The 21,406-nt window shown below is 61.3% G+C and carries 20 protein-coding genes; 7 read left to right on the top strand and 13 right to left on the bottom strand.

Annotated elements, in window-relative coordinates; translation table 11 throughout:
* Nucleotides 1-142: 142 nt before the first annotated feature.
* The 7 genes from hemH to A6U87_RS12370 form a co-directional block, all read right to left on the bottom strand.
* Complete coding sequence (gene hemH / locus A6U87_RS12340; RefSeq protein WP_065691564.1) at nt 143-1,180, bottom strand: ferrochelatase; 1,038 nt, start codon at nt 1,178-1,180, stop codon at nt 143-145.
* Nucleotides 1,181-1,305: 125 nt separating this feature from the next.
* Nucleotides 1,306-3,192 carry a bifunctional UDP-sugar hydrolase/5'-nucleotidase gene (locus A6U87_RS12345; protein ID WP_065691565.1) on the bottom strand — a complete coding sequence of 629 codons (1,887 nt, stop codon included), beginning with the start codon at nt 3,190-3,192 and terminating at the stop codon, nt 1,306-1,308.
* Nucleotides 3,193-3,379: 187 nt separating this feature from the next.
* A complete protein-coding gene (gene omp10, locus A6U87_RS12350; RefSeq protein WP_065691566.1) occupies nt 3,380-3,748 on the bottom strand; it encodes an outer membrane lipoprotein Omp10 in 369 nt (122 codons plus the stop codon).
* 170 nt (nt 3,749-3,918) lie between these two features.
* A complete protein-coding gene (locus A6U87_RS12355; protein WP_065691567.1) occupies nt 3,919-5,370 on the bottom strand; it encodes a homospermidine synthase in 1,452 nt (483 codons plus the stop codon).
* Nucleotides 5,371-5,508: 138 nt separating this feature from the next.
* A complete protein-coding gene (locus tag A6U87_RS12360; protein ID WP_065691568.1) occupies nt 5,509-6,381 on the bottom strand; it encodes a DUF3445 domain-containing protein in 873 nt (290 codons plus the stop codon).
* Between the two features lie 9 nt (nt 6,382-6,390).
* A complete protein-coding gene (locus tag A6U87_RS12365; RefSeq protein WP_065691569.1) occupies nt 6,391-6,771 on the bottom strand; it encodes a DUF4440 domain-containing protein in 381 nt (126 codons plus the stop codon).
* A 4-nt stretch (nt 6,772-6,775) separates the two neighbouring features.
* Complete coding sequence (locus tag A6U87_RS12370) at nt 6,776-7,060, bottom strand: YciI family protein (RefSeq protein ID WP_065691570.1); 285 nt, start codon at nt 7,058-7,060, stop codon at nt 6,776-6,778.
* A 132-nt stretch (nt 7,061-7,192) separates the two neighbouring features.
* Between A6U87_RS12370 and A6U87_RS12375 the strand changes: the two genes are divergently transcribed.
* Nucleotides 7,193-8,098, top strand: a complete 906-nt coding sequence (locus A6U87_RS12375; protein ID WP_065691571.1) for a GGDEF domain-containing protein — start codon at nt 7,193-7,195, stop codon at nt 8,096-8,098.
* On the opposite strand, the gene A6U87_RS12380 is transcribed toward A6U87_RS12375, so the two are convergent.
* The 3 genes from A6U87_RS12380 to A6U87_RS12390 form a co-directional block, all read right to left on the bottom strand.
* Complete coding sequence (locus tag A6U87_RS12380; protein ID WP_065691572.1) at nt 8,095-8,721, bottom strand: aminotransferase class IV family protein; 627 nt, start codon at nt 8,719-8,721, stop codon at nt 8,095-8,097. The genes A6U87_RS12375 and A6U87_RS12380 overlap by 4 nt on opposite strands.
* Nucleotides 8,718-9,896 (bottom strand): aminodeoxychorismate synthase component I, encoded by a 1,179-nt coding sequence (locus tag A6U87_RS12385; protein WP_065691573.1) that lies wholly within the window; start codon nt 9,894-9,896, stop codon nt 8,718-8,720. The genes A6U87_RS12380 and A6U87_RS12385 overlap by 4 nt, the downstream gene beginning before the upstream one ends.
* Nucleotides 9,897-9,967: 71 nt before the next feature.
* Nucleotides 9,968-11,821, bottom strand: coding sequence for a M3 family oligoendopeptidase (locus A6U87_RS12390; protein WP_065691574.1), 1,854 nt, complete (start codon nt 11,819-11,821; stop codon nt 9,968-9,970).
* Nucleotides 11,822-12,030: 209 nt separating this feature from the next.
* On the opposite strand from A6U87_RS12390, the gene A6U87_RS12395 reads away from it, so the two are divergent.
* From A6U87_RS12395 to A6U87_RS12405, 3 genes are all read left to right on the top strand, one after another.
* Nucleotides 12,031-13,584: a sigma-54 dependent transcriptional regulator gene (locus A6U87_RS12395; protein ID WP_065691575.1), complete on the top strand. Its 1,554-nt coding sequence runs from the start codon at nt 12,031-12,033 to the stop codon at nt 13,582-13,584.
* A gap of 179 nt (nt 13,585-13,763) precedes the next feature.
* Nucleotides 13,764-15,656, top strand: coding sequence for a DUF882 domain-containing protein (locus A6U87_RS12400; RefSeq protein WP_065691576.1), 1,893 nt, complete (start codon nt 13,764-13,766; stop codon nt 15,654-15,656).
* A 172-nt stretch (nt 15,657-15,828) separates the two neighbouring features.
* Entirely contained in the window at nt 15,829-16,986 is a 1,158-nt protein-coding gene (locus A6U87_RS12405) for an acyltransferase (protein ID WP_083199356.1), read from the top strand.
* Between the two features lie 68 nt (nt 16,987-17,054).
* Here A6U87_RS12405 and A6U87_RS12410 read toward each other — a convergent pair whose 3' ends face one another.
* From A6U87_RS12410 to A6U87_RS12420, 3 genes are all read right to left on the bottom strand, one after another.
* Entirely contained in the window at nt 17,055-17,318 is a 264-nt protein-coding gene (locus A6U87_RS12410) for a DUF2312 domain-containing protein (RefSeq protein ID WP_065691577.1), read from the bottom strand.
* A gap of 89 nt (nt 17,319-17,407) precedes the next feature.
* Nucleotides 17,408-17,713 (bottom strand): DUF1244 domain-containing protein, encoded by a 306-nt coding sequence (locus A6U87_RS12415; RefSeq protein WP_065691625.1) that lies wholly within the window; start codon nt 17,711-17,713, stop codon nt 17,408-17,410.
* A gap of 11 nt (nt 17,714-17,724) precedes the next feature.
* Nucleotides 17,725-18,516 (bottom strand): N-formylglutamate amidohydrolase, encoded by a 792-nt coding sequence (locus tag A6U87_RS12420; RefSeq protein ID WP_065691578.1) that lies wholly within the window; start codon nt 18,514-18,516, stop codon nt 17,725-17,727.
* 196 nt (nt 18,517-18,712) lie between these two features.
* Between A6U87_RS12420 and A6U87_RS12425 the strand changes: the two genes are divergently transcribed.
* The 3 genes from A6U87_RS12425 to A6U87_RS12435 all read left to right on the top strand — a co-directional run bounded on the left by A6U87_RS12425 (nt 18,713) and on the right by A6U87_RS12435 (nt 21,404).
* Nucleotides 18,713-19,198 (top strand): DUF1036 domain-containing protein, encoded by a 486-nt coding sequence (locus A6U87_RS12425; protein ID WP_113521880.1) that lies wholly within the window; start codon nt 18,713-18,715, stop codon nt 19,196-19,198.
* Nucleotides 19,198-20,637, top strand: coding sequence for a pyruvate kinase (pyk, locus tag A6U87_RS12430; protein WP_065691580.1), 1,440 nt, complete (start codon nt 19,198-19,200; stop codon nt 20,635-20,637). Before A6U87_RS12425 ends, pyk begins: the two co-directional genes overlap by 1 nt.
* 131 nt (nt 20,638-20,768) lie before the next feature.
* Complete coding sequence (locus A6U87_RS12435) at nt 20,769-21,404, top strand: LysE family translocator (RefSeq protein ID WP_065691626.1); 636 nt, start codon at nt 20,769-20,771, stop codon at nt 21,402-21,404.
* Nucleotides 21,405-21,406: the final 2 nt, after the last annotated feature.

Raw genomic sequence — 21,406 nt, forward strand, 5'->3', positions numbered from 1 at the left:
GAAAGACCCCTCCCAACCCTCCCCACAAGGGGGAGGGCTTAACCCGGCCTGGCTCCCGGCGCATTGAAGCAGGGTCTTCTCCCCCTTGTGGGGAGATGGCCGGCAGGCCAGAGGGGAGATGCGGGCGACCGCGCTACCTACCTCAAACCCACCCAAGCAGTTCGCGGCGCACGACCGTTTCCAGCACCCGCATCCCGTCTTCGCTGTCGTTCAGGCAGGGGATGTGGGTGAATTTCTCGCCGCCGTTCTCGTGGAACGAATGCGCGGCCTGCTCGGCGATTTCTTCCAGCGTCTCCAGGCAATCGGAGACGAAGCCGGGGTTCAGCACCGCGATCTTCTTGACGCCATCCTGCGCCAGTTTCTCGACCGTCTTGTCGGTATAGGGCTGCAGCCATTCTTCCGGTCCGAAGCGGGACTGGAAGGTGATCATGAACCTGTCCTTGGACAAGCCAAGCTTCTCGCGCAGCAGACGGGCCGTCTTCTGGCACTGACAGTAATAGGGGTCGCCCTTCTGGAAATAGGACATCGGGATGCCGTGGAAGGAGGCGAGGATCATCTCCGGCTCCCAATCGAGCGTCGCCAGATGCGATGTGATCGAGTTTGCCAGCGCTTCGATATAGGTGTCGTCGTCGTGATAGTCGGGCACGGTGCGCAGCGCCGGCTGCCAGCGCATCTTCAGGAGATGCTGGAAGGCCTTGTCGTTGACGGTCGCCGTCGTCGCCGCAGCATATTGCGGGTAGAGCGGGAAGAGCACGATCCTGTCGCAACCGTCGTCCTTCAGCGCCTGGATGCGCGAGGCAATCGACGGCGTGCCGTAGCGCATCGCCCAATCGACCTGAACGTTGGGCAGGTCGCGCAGGCGCTCAGCCATCAGTTCGGACTGGCTGCGGGTATAGGTGCGCAGGTAGCTCTCGTTCTTGTCCTTGTTCCAGATCAGCTCATAGGCCTTTCCGACCTTGCCCGGACGGGTGTTGAGCACGATACCGAAGAGAATCGGGTACCATTTCCACGGCGACCATTCGATGACGCGCTTGTCGGTCAGGAATTCCTTGAGATAGCGGCGCATCGAGGTGTAGTCGGTGCCGTCGGGTGTTCCGAGATTGACGAGCAGGACGCCCACCTTGCCTGATTTCACGGGCGGATGTTCCGCCGGGCGGTGCGCAGTATCAATGATCGTCATCTAAACCCCAGTGCTCGTCTTCTCTGCCCGGCTCATACGCAGCCCGGCTTGGATGGTTCACCCTATAAGAACAAAAGCCGGCCCGGGGAACCCCGGACCGGCCTTCGCAATCGAGACAAATCGTCTTACTTGGACGGGATCTGCAGTTCCTTGCCGATCGTCAGGTGACGCGGCGTGGGAGCACCGTTGGCCTGCGAGATTTTCTTCCAGAGCGTGCCGTCGCCATAGAACTGCTTGGCGAGATCCCAGAGCGTGTCACCAGCGGCGATCACATGGCTTGTCGGCGTGTTGGGTGCCAATGCGGCGGGCGCTGCCGCGGGGGCTGCGGGTGCGGTTGCTGCTGGGGCGGCGGGCGCCGCAGGCGCCGTTGCTGCCGGTTCCGTTGCAGCAGGGGTTGCGGCGTTCGCAGCAACGTCGGTCACGCGGCCATCGGTGTAGGGCTTGTAGGGCGAGTGCGCGGCAACGTAGTCGGCGGTGACATCGGCGAGATCCGGGCCGAAGTCATAGGCGTTCTTGCCGGCGCTGGCGAAGATCGAATAGCCGTCGCCTCCGGCGCGCATGTAGTTGTTGGTGACCACGCCGTAGGTCTTGGCGTCATCAAGCGGGACGAAGGCGTCGCCTTCCTTGGTGTCGACGGAGACGAGGCGGCTGCCTGCCGGCTTGGTCTTGTCGTAGCTGTACTTGAGACCGGAAACCTGCGGGAAGCGACCGGCACCCTGTTCGATCTGGCTCAGGCCATTTTCCAGGGCCTTGCGAATGTCGGCGCCCGTCAGCTGGAAGGTCGCGAGCGTGTTCTGGAATGGCAGGACAGTGATGACCTCGCCCTGGGTGACGTCGCCGCTATCGATGGAGGCGCGCAGGCCGCCCCCGTTCTGAATGGCGATGGTCATGCCCTGATCCTTGGCTCGATCGAGCATCGCGTCAGCGACGAGGTTGCCCATCGAGCACTCCTCGACCCGGCAAACCTTGCGGTCACCTTCGATCGGGCCTTCGGAGGAGCCGATGACCTTCTTGCGGAGCTCTTCGATCGGCTTGGCAAGCTCGACGATGCGGGCCGCCATCGTCGGATCGGGGGTGAAGGATGAATCGATCAGGATCGGATCGCCCTTGGCGCTCTTCACAATGCCATTGTCATCGAAGTCGATGACGAGGTCGCCGAGGTATTTGCTATAGGAGGCGGCCTGGACGACCGGGACCTTGTAGCCGCCGGGGTTATCGACCATGGTTGGATACGGGCCCTCGGCTTTCGGGTCGGTGTTCGACAAGAGGCTGTGCGAATGGCCACCGACAACGACGTCGACATCAGGGATCTTGGCAATGGCCGCGAGGTCGCGCGGATAGCCGACGTGGGTCAGCGCAATGATCTTGTTGACGCCCTGCTTTTTCAAATCTTCCACGGCAGCGGTGATCGTCTGCACATCATCGGCGATCATGATCTTGGGGCCAGGCGAGGAGAGCTCCTCGGTATCGTTGGTCACGGCGCCGACGATGCCGATCTTCTGGCCGCCGACGTCGAGCACCAGCGACGGCTTGATGCGATCGCCGATCTTGGCACCGTCGCCGGCGAGAACGTTCGCGGAGATGACAGGGAATTTGACCTTGTCGAGGAAGGTCGCCAGACCGTCTTCGCTATCGTCGAATTCGTGGTTGCCGACGGTCATGACGTCGAACTTCATGTCGTTGAGGACTTCGGCTTCGGCCGCGCCCTTGTAGGTCGTATAGAACAGCGAGCCCTGGAAATTGTCGCCGGCGTTGAGCAGCAGCACGTTCTGGCCGGCAAGAGCGGCGCGGCGCTGGTCGATCGCGGTCTTCAGCCGAGCTGCGCCGCCGAAGCACTCGTTCTTGCCTTCTTCTTCTGCAGAGCAGGTAGAGTCGAACTTGTTGATTGACTCGATACGGGAGTGGAAGTCGTTAATGTGAAGAATATTGAGTTGGTAATCGGCAAAGGCGGCGCTGCTCGACAGCGCCAGCACCGACGCGGTCAACAGACCGAATTGAAATGACTTCGTCATCCTGTTCTCCTGATTTGCATGGGCGAAGCGTGGATCCCCCTTACTTCGCCCTCCCTACGCGATCGATGTTTCCACTAAGCTCTAGTGGCTGCAAGAGAAAAAGCTGTGACAGTGCGGGTGCTTTCCAAGGGCGGTAAACAAAAAAAGCTCCCGCGAAGGGAGCTTTTTAATCGTCTATCCTGGCCGATTACATGTGGCGCGTGAGCGTGAATTGGGAGCCGGCGTCGGAGGTGCAGTTGAGCTGACTTTGGGTCACGAGGGCGCAGTTGACCTTGGATTGCGTCTTTCTCACCAACGACGTCATGTTGATCTCGACCAGCGACGGCGAGGTGTTCACGTAGGTGCCGGAGGCCAGCAGCTGATTGCTGTCGGTAGTGCGGGTCGTGAAGGTGCCGCCCTGGAACGTCGAGATGATGCCGTTCGGATCCGCCCATGAGCCCTCAACGCCTACCGGGGCCGGACGTGCTGCGACCGCCGTGGGGCGTGGCGACGACGAAACGCAGGCAGCGAGCGCCGCGGATGCGCCGAGGAGGACAAAGAGGGTTCTGAGTTTCATGGGCTTCTCCCAGTAGTCGGAGCCGGAACTATCCGTGTGGTTGCGAAACACATGGCGCGGGTTGCCCGGGAAGGCAAGGCTTCAAAGGTGTCGGGACGGCATTTATACAGCAGGCGTTACAAAAATGCCCGCCTTGCGGCGGGCATCTTCGAATGCGGTTCCTTCAGCGATTAGCGAACGAGGATGTTCTTGAACTGCCACGGATCCTTGGTGTCCAGATCCTCGGGGAAGAGGCCCGGGCGGCCATCGAGCGGCGTCCAGTCGGTGTAGTGACCTTCGACCGGGCCGAGGTAGGGCAGCTGCACTTCTAGGCAGCGCTTGTAGTCGATCTCGTCCGCTTCGACGATGCCGGCCTTCGGGTTTTCGAGCGCGTAGACCATGCCGGCGAGAACCGCCGAGGTCACCTGCAGGCCGGTCGCGTTCTGGTAAGGCGCGATGCGGCGGGTCTCTTCGAGAGACAGGCGCGAGCCGAACCAGTAGGCGTTCTTTTCGTGGCCGTAGAGCAGTACGCCGAGTTCGTCGAGGCCGTCCACCAGCTCGTCCTCGTTGAGAACGTGATGAACAGGCTGCGAGTTGCCGCCGTTGCCGAACATCTCATGCAGCGACAGAACGGCGTCGTTCGGCGGATGGTAGGCGTAGTGGCAGGTCGGGCGGAAGGTGACTTCGCCATCCTTGTCGCGCACCGTGAAGTAATCGGCGATCGAGATCGACTCGTTGTGGGTAACGAGGAAGCCGTACTGCGGGCCAGGCGTCGGGCACCAGCTGCGGACGCGGGTGTTGGCGCCCGGCTGCTCGAGGTAGATGGCGGCCTTGCAGCCCTTCTTGTGCTTCTTGGCGTTCTTCGGCATCCAGTTTTCGTGGGTGCCCCAGCCGAGCTCGGCTGGCTGCAGACCTTCGGAGATAAAGCCTTCGACGGACCAGGTGTTCCAGAAGACGTTGAGTGGCTTCGGGTTCTTGGTGAGCTGCGTGTCGCGCTCGGCGATGTGCACGCCCTTGACGCCGAGCTTCTTCATCAGCTTGGCCCAGCCTTCGCGGTCGTGCTGATCCGGCTCGTCGAACGTCAGGCCAATGTCGTTGGCGAGGTTGACCAGCGCCTGCTTGACGAACCACGAGACCATGCCCGGGTTTGCGCCGCAGGTGGAAACGGCCGTGGTGCCGCCTGGGTTCTTCTTTTTCTCATGACGAAGGGTTTCGCGCAGCGCATAGTTGGTGCGGTCGGCGTTCTTCATGTTCTTGTCGAAGTAGAAGCCGAGCCACGGCTCGACGACGGTGTCGATGTAGAGGACATCGAGCTTGCGGCAAAGCTTCATCAGGTCGACCGAACCGGTATCAACCGAGAGGTTGACGCAGAAGCCCTGGCCTTCGCCTTCGGTCAGGAGCGGCTTCAGCAGCTCCTTGTAGTTGTCCTTGGTCACATATTCCTTGATGTGACGGACGCCGTGCTTCTTGAGGATCTCCATGTCGGACGGCTCTTCACGCGGGTCGATGACGACCATCCGGCTCTTGTCGAATTTGAAGTGGCGCTCGATCAGCGGCAGCGTACCGCGGCCGATGGAGCCAAAGCCGATCATGACGATCGGACCGGTAATTTCGGCATATACCGGGTGGTTCTGTTCCGTCATTCTTTTCTCCTGTGGAAGGTGACGAAGGCGAGGGGCCTTTAAGAATTCATTTGAAATCGCGAAAATACTGCGAGGAAGTCCGGCTCTAACCACAAAATGGCGTCACAATAAAGAGCGTTCGGGGCGGGAACACAAATATCAGGCGGGCAAGTGCTGGTTTGCGAGCGCGCGCAGCTTGGCCGCAAGCTCGGCTTTTTGCAAGCTCAGCCCCTTATAGGCAGCCTGGTGTTCGTCGAGGTTTTCGAGCTGCGTTGCGAAGCTCGCAGCCAATGTCGCAGCCTTGGGATGGGAGGCGATGGCGGCGATCGGATCGATGTAGACGCGGATGGTGAAGAGGATATCGCCGGCGACTGGCAGCTTGCGCAGCGTCTGCCGCTCGACGCGGGCAAAGCGCTGGGCGAGCGTGAAGGCTTCCGCCTGCGGCGGCCGGCGATGCTTCGAGAGCGGCAGGAAGAGGTCATCGGTCAGGTTGATCGACCAGTTCATGCGCTCGACGGGCTGGGCAACCTGAAGATTGTCGAAGATACGGGTGATCAGCGCCGCGTTGCGGGTGCCTTCCCCAAACCCCGGGACATCGGCATGAATTGCCTGCATCGGACGTGCGAATTTCTCCTGCAACGACCATGAGGATGGGAAGGCGACGAAGCCGGCGACGAGATGCCAGCCGTCGGCCTTTCGGCGCATGATCACCAGATCGTCCTGGATCAACAGGCCGGCGCGGAGCAGTGGCGGGAGAGTGTATCCGGTTTGCGCACCGTCGCGAGGGAGTTGCGGATGGCGCTCGGCGAGATGTGCTTGAAGCAGTTCGAGCGCCTCCCGCTGAGCATTCTCGGTGCCATCCTCCGCGACGAAGACCTCGCCGCGATTGGTGCTGACTAGCGCCTGCTTTTCGCCGACATAGCGCGACCAATCGGCATCCGGCTCGATCCAGCGCGTGGGGTCGAGCGGCATCAGACCAATGGTGAACGGCTTCGAGGAACCGTCATAGGGCGTGTAGATCGGAGGCGTCATGGCCGAACTCTAGCGCGCCGGTGTCCCCTGATGGAAGACCATTCGCCAATAACCGTCGGCATCGCGCCGCCAGATCGAGCTGCGAAGGGATTTGACCGGTGGAAGATGGGGTTCGCTGCGCTTGGAACGGTAGGTCGCGAGCACCAGTTCCGGAGACAGCGGCCGGATCTCGAAGTCGGCCAATGCACGGGTGGTTCCATCCACCGGCTCTGCAAGCAGCGCCGCGATGATCTCATCGAAACCATAGAGCCGACCGGAGCTTCCGATCTCCCGGAAATCGGGTGCAAGCAGCGTGTCCAGCGATGTGCGCGAGCTGCGCACGGCGGGGTCGAACAGCTTTTCCTCCAGGGACTGAAGATGGAGACGCAGGTCTTCCGGTTGGTCCGTCACCGCTTCATCCCTTCAATGCCTCCATGCCGTCGACGGCGGTGGTGATCGCGACTTCGGTGATCTCGTATTGGGCCACGCCGTGGATCGTAAAGGGGTCGGCGGCGACATAGGCTTCGATGTCAGCCCGGTTTCCCACGGCCAGAACAACTCCACCGGTGCGCGGCACCTTGCGGCCCGATGCGAGGAACCAGCCCCTGGCATAGCCTTCCTTCACCCAGGCCATGTGCGGCTCCATGTGCTTGTCAGCCTCCTCGTTCGGCTTCACATAGGTCAAGGCGAGGATGAACATGGTGTGTTTCCTTTCAGGGCGTTGCGTTCCGATACATGTGGATATTCAATTGTCTCGGGGGCATCCATCTTCTTTTCAGATTTCCGCGTCAAAGTGCGAATCATTGTTATTCCATCGCCCCGGAACCATCGGATGAACCAGATATCGGAGCGGCTTGCGGAGTTGCAGGAGGAGAGCGCCGTCCTGATCGCGCTTTATGATCAGGATGACCGGCTGCAGTATGCAAACGCGGCCTTTCACACCACCTTCGCACTCGAGCCGGATGAATGCCCCCTGTGGGCCGAGCTTATGCGCCGCAATACCAAGGCCGGAAAAGGGACGGTCATCCGTGCCGCTGATTTCGAGACATGGCTGGTCTCGGCGCAATCGCGGCGCGGCAAGCTGCCGTTCCGGGCGTTCGAGACCGATGTGGTCGACGGGCGCTGGCTGTGGATGACCGAGACCGTCCAGAAGGACGGCTGGATGCTCTGCGTCGCCAGCGACATCACCCATCTGAAAGCCAGCGAACGCGATATCCGGCAGGACCGCGATTTCGCGCTCAAGGCATCGCAGACCGACGAGCTCACCAGCATTTCCAATCGCCGCTTCATGATGGCGGCGCTGGAGAGCCTCGTGCAGCGGCAGGCCTCGATGGAAAAGGCGAGCGGCTGCATCTGCATCATCGATCTCGACTTCTTCAAGCGGATCAACGACGTGTATGGCCACCAGGTGGGAGACGACGTGCTGGTGGATTTTGCCCGCCGCGTACATCCGCTCGTGCGCCGGCGCGACAGCTTCGGCAGGATCGGCGGCGAGGAATTCATGCTGATCCTTCCCGACACCACCTTGTCGCAGGGAGAGTTGATCGTCGACCGTATACTGACGACGGTGCGAGGTGCCCGTCCGATCAGCAACAGCCCCAGCTTTTCCTACACCTGCTCCGCCGGGCTCGCGGAACTGCATCTGGGCGAGACGGCACGCGAGCTTTACGCGCGCGCCGACGAGGCGCTCTATCATGCCAAGCAGAGCGGGCGTGATCGGCTGAGGATCGTTGCCTAGAGGATAAGGTTGGCGGCGATCAGACCGCGCAGGGAATTGCCGATATAAAGCCGGCCTGTCTTCAAGTCTTCCGGCGTGATGCGGCCAACGCGGGCCTTTCGCTGGCAGATGAGTTCGGTGCGCAGCACGCCGGCCAGCAGACCGCAGGCGATCGGCGGGGTGCGCAGGAGGCCGGATCGGTCGTCGAGGAAAACCGAAGTGATCGTGCCCTCGCACACCTCGCCTCGTTCGTTCAGCATGATCACTTCATCGGCTTCGGACGATGCGTATTCGGACCTTGCTGTGTCGTAGATCTCGCGGCGGGTCGTTTTCATGCGCAGCAGCTTGTCGCCGGAGTCGAGGCGCGTGCTTGCCACTTTAACGTTCCAGACACTGCCTGCGGCAAGCGGCGTAAACGGCGCCGAGGTGATCGCCGTTTGCCCGTTGTGATCGAATGTCAGCCGAACGCGCAAGGCGCTTGATGCGCCCGCCACGGCTTCGGTCAGCCGATCGGCAGCCGCCAGCGGCTCTGGAAATCCAAGTCGGCGGGCGGAGCGGGAGAGGCGAGCGAGGTGGAGGCGCAGGCGCACGAAGCCGATGCCCGGCTCGAAGCGCAGCGTTTCGATCAAGGACAGGTCGGTCATCCCGCTGTCTCCTGATCGCGGGTCACTTCCTGATCGCCGATGGCGAAGCGCGCCTTCAACAGGCACTCCTCGTATTCTGCTTCGGCGGTCGAATCGAAGACGATGCCGCCGCCGACGTTGAAGACCGCCTTGCCGTCGGGAAACAGGCTGATGGTTCGGATGGCGACCGAAAAGCGCATGGCGCCGCGCGGCGAGATCATGCCGATCGCTCCGCAATAGACGTCGCGCGGGCCTTCCTCCAGTTCATGGAGAATGCTCATGGCGCTGATCTTCGGCGCGCCGGTGATCGACCCGCAGGGGAAGAGGGCGGCGAAGATGTCGGTTATGGTGAGATCAGCAAGCAGCTTCGCCTGCACATGGCTCACCATCTGGTGCACCGTCGGGTAGGTCTCGATGTCGAAGAGCTTCGGAACGTCGAGCGTGCCGACCTCCGATATGCGCGAGATGTCGTTGCGCAGGAGGTCGACGATCATGCGGTTTTCGGCCTGTGTCTTGATGTCCTCGCACATGGCCTTGATGATCGTGGCGTCCTCGGCGGGGTTGTTGCCACGCTTGGCGGTGCCCTTCATTGGGTGTGTCTCGATCCAGCCGTCATCGTCGGTGCGGAAGAAGAGTTCGGGCGAGCGCGACAGGATGATCGGGCCACCGAGATCCACCAGCGCGCCGTACTTCACGGGCTGCCGGTCGATCAGGGACCAGAATGCCGCGCGGGGATCGCCGCTCCAACGGGCCGTGATCGGCATGGTGAGATTGGCCTGATAGCAATCTCCCTGTCGAAGGTACCAATGCAGCCGGTCGAAGCGCTCCTTATATGTCGGGAAATCCCAGGCGGCCTCCGGGGCGCTGAGGAACTCCTCATTTTCGAGGCGCCGTGCCGGCTGGGCGAGTGGATGGCTCTCGGCTTGCGGTGCATCGAAGACGCCGAAGCGGAGCAGCGGCGTTTCGCGGCTTTCTGCCGCGAAGGCGGAAAGCTTGCTTTCGAAGAGATATCCCGCTTCGTAAGCCATGTAGCCCGCCAGCCATTTGCCTGCGGCGCGCGCTTCTTCCATGCGCGTGAGGGCAGCGAAGAATTCGGCGCGCGTCCGGGCGACGATGATTTCCGCCGGATCGGCGAAGAGCATCACCTGCCCGGTCGTGTCGTCCCGGAAGAGGGCGTAGGGCTGTTTTTCCGTCATGTCTAAGCCTTGGCGGCAGCGTTCGCCTTTCCCTCTTCTCCTGGGGGAGAAGAGGTTCGGTGCGAGCCGCCTCAGGCCTTATCTAGCGCTTCCAACTCGTCGATCAGGCCTTCGATCATCGACAGTCCCTTGCTCCAGAACGACGGATCGGTGGCGTCGAGACCGAATGGCTTGAGAAGTTCCGAGTGATGTTTGGTGCCGCCAGCCTTCAGGAGCTCGAAATACTTGTCCTGGAAGCCCTTGTCGGCCTTCTGGTAGACGGCATAGAGCGAATTCACCAGGCAATCGCCGAACGCATAGGCGTAGACGTAGAAGGGCGAATGGATGAAGTGCGGGATGTAGGCCCAGTAGGTCTCGTATCCCTCCGAGATCTTGATAGCCGGTCCGAGGCTTTCCGATTGTACCGAGAGCCAGAGCTCGCCGATGTCGTCGGAGGTCAGTTCGCCGGCCTTGCGGGCAGTGTGAACCTTGCGCTCGAATTCGTAGAAGGCGATCTGGCGCACGACGGTGTTGATCATGTCCTCGACCTTCTGGGCGAGCATCGCCTTGCGCTCGCGCTTGTCCTTCGTCTTGTCGAGCAGTGCTCGGAAGGTCAGCATCTCGCCAAAGACGGAGGCGGTTTCGGCAAGCGTCAGCGGCGTCTGGCACATCAGCGCGCCCTGGCCGCCGGCCAGAACCTGATGCACGCCATGGCCAAGCTCGTGCGCGAGCGTCATCACGTCGCGCGGCTTGCCGAGGTAATTGACGAGCACATAGGGATGTGCCGAAGGAACGGTCGGGTGAGCGAAGGCGCCGGGCGCCTTACCCGGGCGAACGGGCGCATCGATCCACTGCTCGTCGAAGAAGCGCTTGGCGATCGCGGCCATCTCGGGGGCAAAACTGCCATAGGCCGAAAGCACCGTGTCCTTGGCTTCGGTCCAGGAAATCACAGCGTTGGAGGTTTCGGGCAGCGGCGCGTTGCGATCCCAGAACTCCATCTGTTCCATGCCAAGCCACTTGGCCTTCATCTTGTAATAGCGATGCGAGAGGCGCGGATAGGCATCCTTGACGGCGGCGGCCAGCGCATCGACCACTTCGCGCTCGACGCGGTTTGCCAGGTGCCTGCTATCGGCGATGTCCTCGAAGCCGCGCCAGCGGTCGGAAATGTCCTTGTCCTTGGCGAGCGTGTTGGTGATCAGCGTGAAGGTGCGGATATTCGTCTTGAAGGTTTCGGCAAGCGCCATCGCCGCCTTGTGGCGAACGGCGGGATCGCGGTCCTGCAGCATGTTCAGCGTGACCTCGATCGACAGCTTCTCGCCATCGACGTCGAAGCGCAGTTCCGCCATCGTTTCATCGAACAGACGGTTGAAGGCCGCGGCCGACGTCATCGACTTTTCGAGGAAGAGCTGTTCCAGCTTGTCGTCCAGCTGGTAGGGCTTGTCCTTGCGCAGGTCGACGAGCCAGGGGCGGTAGTGGCCGGCATCCGGGTCATTCGCCATGCAGGCATCGATCACGGCATCGTCGATGCGGTTGAGTTCGAGCGCGAAGAACAGCAGGTGGCCGGAGAAATCGGTGATCCGGGCCTGAACGTCGCCGTAGAGCTTGCCGTTCACAGGATTGCTGGTGTCGGAGAAATAGGTAAGGCCCGCAAATGAGCCGAGGCGGCCGATGAGGTCGTCCAGCGCCTCATATTCCTTGAGAGCCTGGCCGATGCCGGTGTCGCCTTTCTTGGTGGCGGCGTCCGCAAGCTTGCCCTTCCACTTCTCTTCGAAAGCGGCGGCTGCCTTGCCTGCTTTTTCCATATCCGACGTAAAGGCTGTCGAGGTGGCGGAGGGGTAGAGGTCCTGCAATCGCCAGGTCGGCAGGTCGCCGAGCGCGCTATCGGTCGCGGAGGCGGCGGAGCTTGCCGAAAAATTAAGGGCGGCGCCGGCGAGTGTTTTTTTCATGAGCGGGGTTCCTCTTCCTCTTTTGCGACAGGCTAGACTGTCTAAGCGCCTAAAGGCCCGGTATCAAGGGCATTTCGGCTTCCGGGAAGCTCCGTTTCGAGCCGGATTCGTCTTCGCCCCAAACGTTAAAATGCAATTATTTCTCAAAACTGGATGTTCAAGCCTTTCTGCGAGAGTGCCTGTCAGGTTTCGCATGAAGTGAGGCAGCAATGACCGGTTACAATGAGATCAAGGGTGCCGCGCAGATACTGGTCGTCGAGGACGATCCGGTTCAGCGCCGATTGCTCAAGAACGCGATAGAGCGCCACGGGCACGTGGTCCATCAGGCCGAGAACGGCCGGATCGGTCTGGAGATGGTGAAGAGAGGCAGCGGCCTCTACAACGTCATCGTGCTGGACCTGATGATGCCTGAAATGACGGGCCTGGAGTTCCTGGAAGCGGTGCACGAATTCGGCACACAGGTTCCCGTTATCGTTCAGACGGGGCAGGGCGGCATCGAAACGGTGGTGCAGGCCATGCGTGCCGGCGCCTTCGATTTCGTCGTCAAGCCGGTGTCTCCCGAGCGGATCGCCAATTCGATTGCAAACGCCCTCAAGCTGGATCAGCGCGAAATCAAGGCGCGTAGCGGCCGCAGGTCCCGTTCCGGCTCAGTCGGATTCGACGATATCGTTTCGGCCAGCCCCGCAATGATACGGGTCATCGATCTGGCGCAGCGTGCGTCGCAGTCGACCATCCCCGTCGTGCTCGAAGGGGAATCCGGCGTCGGCAAGGAACTGGTGGCGCGTGCCATCCAGTCCGGCAGCGACCGTTCCGGCAAGCCGTTCGTCACCGTCAACTGCGGCGCGATCCCGCACAATCTGGTCGAGAGCATTCTGTTCGGCCACGAAAAGGGTGCCTTTACCGGCGCGACCGAGCGCCATATCGGCAAGTTCATGGAAGCCGATGGCGGCACGATCTTCCTCGACGAGATCGGCGACCTGCCGCTCGAAGTCCAGGTCAAGCTCCTGCGCGCCGTGCAGCAGGGCGAGATCGAGACCGTCGGCGCACGCACGGCGCACAAGGTCAACGTCCGCCTGATTTCGGCAACCAACAAGGATCTGATCGAAGAGGTCAAGAACGGCCACTTCCGCGAGGATCTCTATTATCGCCTCAACGTCTTCCCGATCACCATTCCGGCGCTGCGCAAGCGAAAGGAAGACATCCCGCACCTCGTGCGCGTCTTCACCGAGCGCTTCTCGAGCGAGCAGAAGAGCGGACATCGCATGACGGTAAGCGCGGGCGCCCTGGCGCTGCTGACCGCTTACGATTGGCCGGGCAATATCCGCCAGCTCGAGAACGCCATCTTCCGCGCCGTGGTGCTAGCAGATGGACCAGAGCTGACCGAAGCCGACTTCCCGCAGATCGCCGGCCAGCTGCCGGAATACGCGGTGGTCGACCATCTCGCGCTCGTGGCCGACAATAGCGTCGGCGATCGTCTGGCCGAACTCGCCAGTCCCGAGGATCCGGTCTCGCAGGCAGCCGCGGACCACCTCGTGGCGCGAATCAGTGATGCACCTGATAACGCAATTGCCAGCACGAACCCCTCAGGCGACGTGCGAAAGCTTGCGGATGTGGAAGAAGAACTGATCAGATTCGCCCTTAAATTCTATCGGGGGCAGATGAGTCAAGTGGCCCGAAAACTCGGCATCGGGCGGTCCACATTGTACAGAAAACTCAAGGATTACGGGATCGACCCTGACAACCCGCAGAAGGACGCGGCCTGAAACGCTTCATTAACAATCCGGCAATCATCTTTTGTTACCAATCATAAACCACTTGTTAGTGGCCTGTTCACTATGTAAAGAAAAGGTTGATCATGTGTGGCATTTTTGCCATCGTGTGACCGCATTTCACAGTCATGGGTCGAGATAGAGGACCATCGGCTGTCTGACGGGGATTGAGTTTGCCGGATCTGAATGGGAATACGAAGCCTAAGCGCCCGACCTGGCGCGACAGGTGCGCAGACCTTTGCGGAAAGGTGTTTAGGACGGCCATGGCCGCCCTTCTCGCAGTTGCCGTTTCGTCGCCTGTGGTGATCAGCACGCCCTCTCAGGCGGCTGGCGAAACGCGTAGTCTCAAGCTCTATTTCATTCACACCGGCGAAAAGGCGGTGATTACCTACAAGCGCAACGGCCGGTTCGACCCCAAGGGTCTCGAGCAGCTGAACCGCTTCCTTCGCGACTGGCGCAAGAACCAGCCGACGAGGATGGACCCGCGTCTCTTCGATCTGATCTGGGAAGTGTATCGCCAGAGCGGTTCCAAGGATTACATCAACGTCGTCTGCGGCTTCCGTTCGCCAGGCACCAACGCCATGCTGAAGGCACGTTCGCGTAATTCCGGCGTTGCCGAGAAGAGCCAGCACATGCTCGGCAAGGCGATGGATTTCTTCATTCCTGACGTCAAACTGGCCACTTTGCGCGCAATCGGCATGAAAATGCAGGTTGGCGGCGTTGGATTCTATCCGACATCGGGCTCGCCGTTCGTGCATATGGACGTTGGCGGCGTGCGCGCATGGCCGCGTATGAGCCGCGAAGAGCTCGTCCGTCTCTTCCCGAACGGCAACACGATGCACATCCCTGCTGATGGCAGACCGCTGCCGGGATATGAGCAGGCCGTGGCCGACTACAAGCGTCGCGTCAGCTCGACCGAAGTGCAGATGGCAAGCTCCGGCGCTTATAGCGGCTCGTCGTCGAGCGACCAGCCGAAGCACAAGACGCTGTTTGCCGCGCTGTTTGGCGGCGGCGCTGACGAAGCCGAAGACAGTTCTGATGATGATAGCGCAGCAGCACCTGTCGCCGTCGCGAAGGCGACGCCGCCAAAGGCTGATATGCCGAACGCAGCCGATCCCGGCCAGCAGGCTCCCGCCCAGCCGACCGAGGTCGCAAGTGTAAATGCGCCGGTTCCGCAGGTGCGTCCGGCGTTTGCCAACCAGCCAGGTGGAAGCGAAGTGGCTAGCGCCCTGGTCGCTCCTCAGTCCGGAAATGCGGCACAAGAGGCCCTCTCTGCTGTGACCGAGGGTCAGCAGCAGTTCGCGGATCTCAGCGCCTATAGCGTACCCGTTCCTTCACTGCTCGGACCGCGGCGCTCTCCAGGAGACGCGGAAGTCGCTTCGGCTGACCCGGCTGCGATGACGGGGAATCTCGCAGCGGTTCCGACGCCGGCTGAACGTCCGGCGCTCGCCGAAAAGCTTCTCGCCGCGGCGAACGCCGACGCGGAAGCTGATGACGACGTGGCAGACCAGGAGGATACGCTTTCTCCTGCTGTTGCCGACGCTCTTGATCAGCAGAAGACGGCCGGCGATAGCCAAGTCGCGTCCAGCCAGCCGGCGATTTCGAGCGTCGAACAGGCCATTAACGCCGCGATGCCGCAAAAGGTTCCATCGGAGAAGCCGCCGGTACAGATGGCGGCGCTCGCGCCGACGCCCAAGGCCGCGACATTCGGCGATGGTTTCGATGCACCCAAGCCGTCGCTTGACGCCAGTGCTGCCCAGGTTGCGCCGACAAAGGGCGGTCGCCCGACCAAGCATGAGGCCGCCCAGGCCGACGCTGGCCGTGCCACGATCACGACAGAGCCGAAGCTGACCGAGAAGATCATCTCGAAGTGGGCGCTGACCAATGCGCGCATGGAAATGGTGACAAAACCGGTCAAGGCGCCACGCTTCGTCAGCCAGACGCTCCGCGCACAGCCGACCGCGGTCTATGCGGAAGGCTTCACCAAGACGGCCTCCATCGATCCGGGCCGCTTCAGCGGCAGCGCCGTGAACTTCATGGAAGTCCGGAAGTTCAATACGAACTGAGTTTCCCGATAACGAGATCACAAAGCCGCTGGAGATATCCGGCGGCTTTTTCGTTTGGGCCCGCCGATCGTTATCTTTTCATCTATTCAATTAAGCGGCGTTCAATCATTTGCGATTACTTATAAAGCTCGCGCGAATTTCCATCGGGAAAGGCAACGGGGGCGAGGGGGCAATGGCAAACGAGGGCCGGATGGGGCGTCGACATGATGTCGATTTCCTGCGGGTGTGCGCCTTTGGGCTGCTGATCGTTTATCATTCCAGTATTCTGTATAGCTCGCGCGGCTGGCTGCACCAGGCGGGCGGCGAAAGCTGGTTTTTCGACCTGATCTCGATCGGGTCGCATCCGTGGCGGATGAGCCTGCTGTTTTTCCTGTCAGGCGTGGTGACGGCAGCGCTGACATCGCGACGCTCTCCGGGCGAAGTCCGCCTGTTTCGATCGCGCCAGCTTCTTCCGCCGCTTCTGATCGGCATGCTGGTGATCATTCCGCCGCAGATCTACATCACGCTGAAGATGCAGAGCGGCTTTTCCATGCCGTATCTGCAGTTCTGGTGGAGCTACGTCACCGGTGGCTTTATCGATGCATCGGGGCGCGAAGTTGGGAGTTTCGCGCATCTTTGGTTTCTTGCTTATCTCTGGGTCTATACCGCCCTGTGGGCGCTTCTCCACCACTACGCTCCCGCGCTTTTTCTGCGCGGAGGTGCGTGGTTGTCGAAGACCCTGCATGGAGTCGGGCTGCTATACTGGCCGGTTCTTTATCTCGCCATTCTGCGCCTGGCGCTTTTCCCGGCCTTTGGCGAGACACTCAATCCGGTGACCGATTGGTATGCGCATATCGTCTACTTCAGCTTCTTCCTGGCGGGTGCGCTTCTGGCAAGGCATGGCGATTTCTGGGATGCGGTCGTCGCACGCAGGAAGATGGCGCTGATGATCGCGCTCGCGTGCGTTGTTGTTCTGGCGGTGATTGTCACCACCATTCCCACGGCAGAGCGGCCAGCACTGCTGGTGACGGCGCTACGCGTCTGCCGGTCCGCATTCCAATGGACGGCGATCGTCGCCTTGCTCGGCTATGCCCGCCGGTTCGTCCGCCATTCAAATCCGGTCGTCATGTATTTGAACAGGGCTGTCCTGACCTACTATGTTCTGCATCAGACGGTGCTGGTTCTGGTCGCGTACTGGCTGCAGCAACATGGAATGCAGCCGCCGTGGGCGTTCGGTGTCGTGGTGATCGTGACGTGCGCGGTTTGTGCGATTGCCTACGAGCTGCAGCGCAGGCTGCTGTCGGTTGCCAGCTTTCTAGGACGCAAGCAGCCGCAGCTTGGCGTCTCGTAAGGCTGCGCCAGTTATAAAAAAAACCGCCGAACTGGTCGGCGGTTTCAAATGGGCAGGTGCCTGGACAATCAGCCTTCCGGCGGAGAGTCGATCATGCCGAGCGCGTGCAGGTAGGTGTCGAGGATGGCTTCCTCTTCCAGACGTTCCTGCTCGTCCTTCTTGCGCAGCGCAATGACCTTCTTGAGGATCTTGGTGTCGAAGCCGGTTCCCTTCGCTTCGCCGTAGACGTCCTTGATATCGTCGGCGATGGTCTTCTTTTCTTCTTCCAACCGTTCAATGCGCTCGATGAAAGCGCGAAGCTGGTCGCGGGCAACGCCGTGGGCATCAGACATCGTGTTCTCCTGATAGGGGATGTAAAATTCGGATGGCGTTGACTGCCGCGAAGCGGGGCCGGGGTCAAGCCTATTCGACAAGCCGAGGCTTATTTGTGCGGGTTGTTGATTTCAAATGCGGCTTTTTGCTGGGCGGTGGCTTCCTTCTGATGAAGGCTTTTCCACTCCTCGAAGGGCATGCCGTAGACGATCTCGCGCGACTGATCCTTCGAGATCTCGACACCTTCGGCCTCGGCGGCTTCGCGATACCAGTTGGACAGGCAATTGCGGCAGAAGCCTGCGAGATTCATCAGGTCGATGTTCTGGACATCGGTGCGGTCGCGCAGATGTGCGACGAGGCGGCGGAAGGCCGCGGCTTCGAATTCGGTCTGCTGTTCTTTTGTGAGTGCGGTCATGGCGCTCTCCTTCATTCGTATGGTCCCGTTCTCGATGCGTGCACCTTATACTCATGTAGCGCCGGATCGGCATTCATGGATTTGAAAATGGGTGCCAGCCGGTCTGCCCAAGCGGCGATGCCAGCCTCATCACCGATGAGATCCTGCCGAACCTCCAGTAGCGCGTGGGCGATCCCGGGAACCATGCAATGCCGGTACATGGTATCTCCCTTCAGCGCGCCGTCATATGGCTCGTTGTCGCCGACTATCAGATCGGGATCCTTGCGGAGCATGTCAAGCAAGGGGGAGACTGCACGGTGATCGCTGTCCCAGAGGACGGCTGCGTGCCACGGGCGCGGAATACCCTTCCACGCTGGGGTATAGGAGTGCAGTGAAAGCACGAGTGGCGCCTTGCCTGTCTTCGCCGCCACGCGACCGATCGTTTCGTTGACGGCGTTGTGATACGGCCGGTGGTAGGTTTCCACACGGCGGTTCCACTCCTCGGTCGAGATCGGGTGATTGCCCGGAATGATGGCGCCGTCGGAAATCTTCATGATCAGTGTCGGGTCGTCTTCGCCTCGATTGGGATCGATCAGCAGACGAGAGAAGCCACCGAGAACCGCTGGCGCGCCGAGCCTTGCCGACAGCGCACGCACGAGTCCCTCGATGCCGATGTCATAGGCAATATGGCGTTCAAAGGCACTGGCGGGCAGGCCCAGGCGATCGTAATTCTCGGGGAGACGGTTCATCGCGTGGTCGCCGAGGAGCACCATGCCACTGTCATGGTTGCCGTCTAGGATTTCGAATGATTGGAAGGCATTCATGAGGGAAATCGCCAATTATGGTTTGCGGTCGATCTCTGTTCGCATGGCCAAGTGACGCGTTCAAGCATGGCCGTTGATCAAACGCCGCAACACGGCTGCCTGTCGGGGCTGTCATGGAATATAATCGATTAGCATTGCGTTGACATTCTCGGGGAGGCGGCGCAAGAAGGCACACCAACGAATAATCGGGAGCCCATTGGAAGTCGTGTTGATCCAGACCGCGCCAAGTTTCCTTCTGCGCTCCGGGCCGCTTGCCCGTCTTGCACTGTTTGTTCTCGCGGCTTTCTCGCCGTTTTTCATAGCCGACGCGGCTCATGCCGATTTTCGCGTCTGCAACGGCACACAGAACCTCGTGGGTGTCGCGATTGGATACAGGGCCAAGGATGGCTGGATGACGGAAGGCTGGTGGCAGGTGCCAGCAACGACATGCGCGACGCTGATCGAGGGAGAGCTGCAGTCGCGATATTACTATCTCTACGCCGAGGACGCCGCCCGGGGAGGACGATGGACGGGTGACGTGCAGATGTGCGTGGCAGAGAACGAGTTCAAGATCACGGGTGTCAATGATTGCTACGCCCGTGGCTATCAGAAGATGGGGTTCAAGGAATATGATACGGGCCGCCAGGGCAGCTGGATGGTTCAACTTTCCGATACCCCCGGCACGCAAGAAAGCCCGAATTGATGAAGCGTAACCGCAAAGTTAAAATCCTCGCCACGCTCGGACCGGCCTCCTCCGAGGAGTCGATGATCGAGAAGCTGCACCAGGCCGGTGCCGATGTCTTCCGTATCAACATGAGCCACGCCAGCCACGACGTGATGCGTTCGCTGATCAAGCGTATCCGCGCCGTCGAAGCCCGCTCCGGCCGTCCGATCGGCATTCTCGCCGACCTGCAGGGCCCGAAGCTGCGCGTCGGCAAATTTGCCGAAGGCAAGGTCGACCTGAAGCCGGGCGACACGTTCACGCTCGACAACAAGGATGTCCCCGGCGACGCGACCCGCGTATTCCTGCCGCATCCGGAAATCCTGGAATCGGTACAGCCTGGCCACCGCCTGCTGATCGACGACGGCAAGCTCGCATTGCGCGCTGAAAAGTGCGACGGCAAGAGTATCGTCACCACGGTTATCTCAGGTACGAAGATCTCCGACCGCAAGGGCGTCAGCCTTCCCGACACGCTGCTGACCGTCGGCGTTCTGACCGACAAGGATCGCACCGACCTCGACGCCGTTCTGGCGACCGACGATGTCGACTGGGTTGCGCTGTCGTTCGTGCAGCGCCCGGAAGATCTGGCAGAGGTGCGCAAGATCGCGCGCGGCCGCGTCGGTATCATGTCGAAGATCGAAAAGCCGCAGGCGATCGAGCGCATCGAGGAAATCATCGAGCTTTCCGATGCCCTCATGGTTGCCCGTGGTGACCTCGGCGTCGAAATGCCGCTCGAATCCGTTCCGGGTATCCAGAAGCAGCTGATCCGCGCCTGCCGCCGTTCGGGCAAGCCGGTGATCGTCGCCACGCAGATGCTGGAATCGATGATTACCGCGCCGGTTCCGACGCGCGCCGAAGTCTCCGACGTTGCGACCGCCGTCTTCGAAGGCGCCGACGCCGTCATGCTGTCGGCCGAATCCGCATCCGGCGACTATCCGGTGGAAGCCGTCTCGACGATGGCCTCGATCGCCAGCACCATCGAGCGCGAGCCGCACTATCCTGGCATCATCTACGCGCAGCGCGCCCAGCCGGAAGCAACCGGTGCCGACGCTATCTCGCTGGCCGCTCGTCAGATCGCCGAAACGCTGCGCCTGTCGGCTATCGTCTGTTATACCTCGTCGGGCACCACGGGTCTGCGCGCCTCGCGCGAACGTCCGCAGGTGCCGATCCTGGCGCTGTCGCCGGTCATTCAGACGGCGCGTCGTCTCGCCATCGTCTGGGGCCTGCACTGCGTCGTCACGCATGACGCAACCGACCTCGACGACATGGTCAACCGTGCGTGCCGCATCGTTGCCGATGAAGGCTTCGGCAAGCCGGGCGACCGCATCATCATCTCGGCCGGTGTGCCGCTCGGCACGCCAGGTGCTACCAACATGCTGCGCATCGCCTATATCGGCTCCGACGGCCAGAGCGGTATCTAAGGCGCACTAGCCACCAATCACCAAAGCCCGCTGCCTAACAGGCGGCGGGCTTTTTGCTGTCCCGAACCATGGGTGTCTTGCGGCTGGCGGGTGCACATGCAAGGGTCGGCTTCCATGTTCGGGAGGGCATCATGCACATTGTTACACTTCTCGCATTCGTGGCCGTTTCCTTTGTCGCGATCGCGACGCCGGGGCCGACGGTGCTTCTGGCGATGACCAACGGCTCGCGCTACGGCGTTCGCCGGGCGATCCCGGGAATGATCGGCGCGGTACTCTCCGACTTCGTGCTGCTGGGTGCCGTGGCGATCGGTCTGGGCGCGCTTCTCGCGGCGTCGGAATTCTGGTTCTCGATGCTGAAATATGTTGGTGCTGCCTATCTCGCGTTTCTTGGGATCATGATGCTGCGCACCAAGGGCGGCTTCAACGCGGCACTGAAGCCGGAAGAGGAAGCGACGGGCGGATCCGCTTTTTCGATCGGCCTCAAGAGCTTCATGGTGGCCGTCACCAACCCCAAGGGCTATCTGTTCTTCTCGGCATTTCTGCCGCAGTTCATCAATCCGGCGCTGCCGCAGGCGACGCAGTATGCAGTGCTGGCGGTGGTCTTCGCGTCGCTCGATTTTCTGATCATGCTCGGTTACGCGGTCTTCGGTTCGCAGGCCGTTCGGCTGCTGAAGACGGCAGGCGCGGTCTGGCTGGAGCGCGCCTGCGGCGGGGCGATGCTGGCGCTGGCCGGGTCACTTGCGCTCTACCGGCGGGCAACGACCTGAGG

It is taken from the genome of Rhizobium sp. AC44/96, from assembly GCF_001692185.1.
GTDB lineage: Bacteria > Pseudomonadota > Alphaproteobacteria > Rhizobiales > Rhizobiaceae > Rhizobium.

Coding starts and splice junctions, on each gene's coding strand:
- A6U87_RS12345 (WP_065691565.1), bottom strand. CDS start 3,192: ATGACGAAGTCATTTCAATTCGGTCTGTTGACCGCGTCGGTGCTGGCG.
- A6U87_RS12360 (WP_065691568.1), bottom strand. CDS start 6,381: ATGACGCCTCCGATCTACACGCCCTATGACGGTTCCTCGAAGCCGTTC.
- A6U87_RS12355 (WP_065691567.1), bottom strand. CDS start 5,370: ATGACGGAACAGAACCACCCGGTATATGCCGAAATTACCGGTCCGATC.
- A6U87_RS12380 (WP_065691572.1), bottom strand. CDS start 8,721: ATGACCGACCTGTCCTTGATCGAAACGCTGCGCTTCGAGCCGGGCATC.
- A6U87_RS12385 (WP_065691573.1), bottom strand. CDS start 9,896: ATGACGGAAAAACAGCCCTACGCCCTCTTCCGGGACGACACGACCGGG.
- A6U87_RS12415 (WP_065691625.1), bottom strand. CDS start 17,713: ATGACCGCACTCACAAAAGAACAGCAGACCGAATTCGAAGCCGCGGCC.
- hemH (WP_065691564.1), bottom strand. CDS start 1,180: ATGACGATCATTGATACTGCGCACCGCCCGGCGGAACATCCGCCCGTG.
- omp10 (WP_065691566.1), bottom strand. CDS start 3,748: ATGAAACTCAGAACCCTCTTTGTCCTCCTCGGCGCATCCGCGGCGCTC.
- A6U87_RS12435 (WP_065691626.1), top strand. CDS start 20,769: ATGCACATTGTTACACTTCTCGCATTCGTGGCCGTTTCCTTTGTCGCG.
- A6U87_RS12370 (WP_065691570.1), bottom strand. CDS start 7,060: ATGTTCATCCTCGCCTTGACCTATGTGAAGCCGAACGAGGAGGCTGAC.
- A6U87_RS12410 (WP_065691577.1), bottom strand. CDS start 17,318: ATGTCTGATGCCCACGGCGTTGCCCGCGACCAGCTTCGCGCTTTCATC.
- A6U87_RS12375 (WP_065691571.1), top strand. CDS start 7,193: ATGAACCAGATATCGGAGCGGCTTGCGGAGTTGCAGGAGGAGAGCGCC.
- pyk (WP_065691580.1), top strand. CDS start 19,198: ATGAAGCGTAACCGCAAAGTTAAAATCCTCGCCACGCTCGGACCGGCC.
- A6U87_RS12395 (WP_065691575.1), top strand. CDS start 12,031: ATGACCGGTTACAATGAGATCAAGGGTGCCGCGCAGATACTGGTCGTC.
- A6U87_RS12405 (WP_083199356.1), top strand. CDS start 15,829: ATGGCAAACGAGGGCCGGATGGGGCGTCGACATGATGTCGATTTCCTG.
- A6U87_RS12420 (WP_065691578.1), bottom strand. CDS start 18,516: ATGAATGCCTTCCAATCATTCGAAATCCTAGACGGCAACCATGACAGT.
- A6U87_RS12390 (WP_065691574.1), bottom strand. CDS start 11,821: ATGAAAAAAACACTCGCCGGCGCCGCCCTTAATTTTTCGGCAAGCTCC.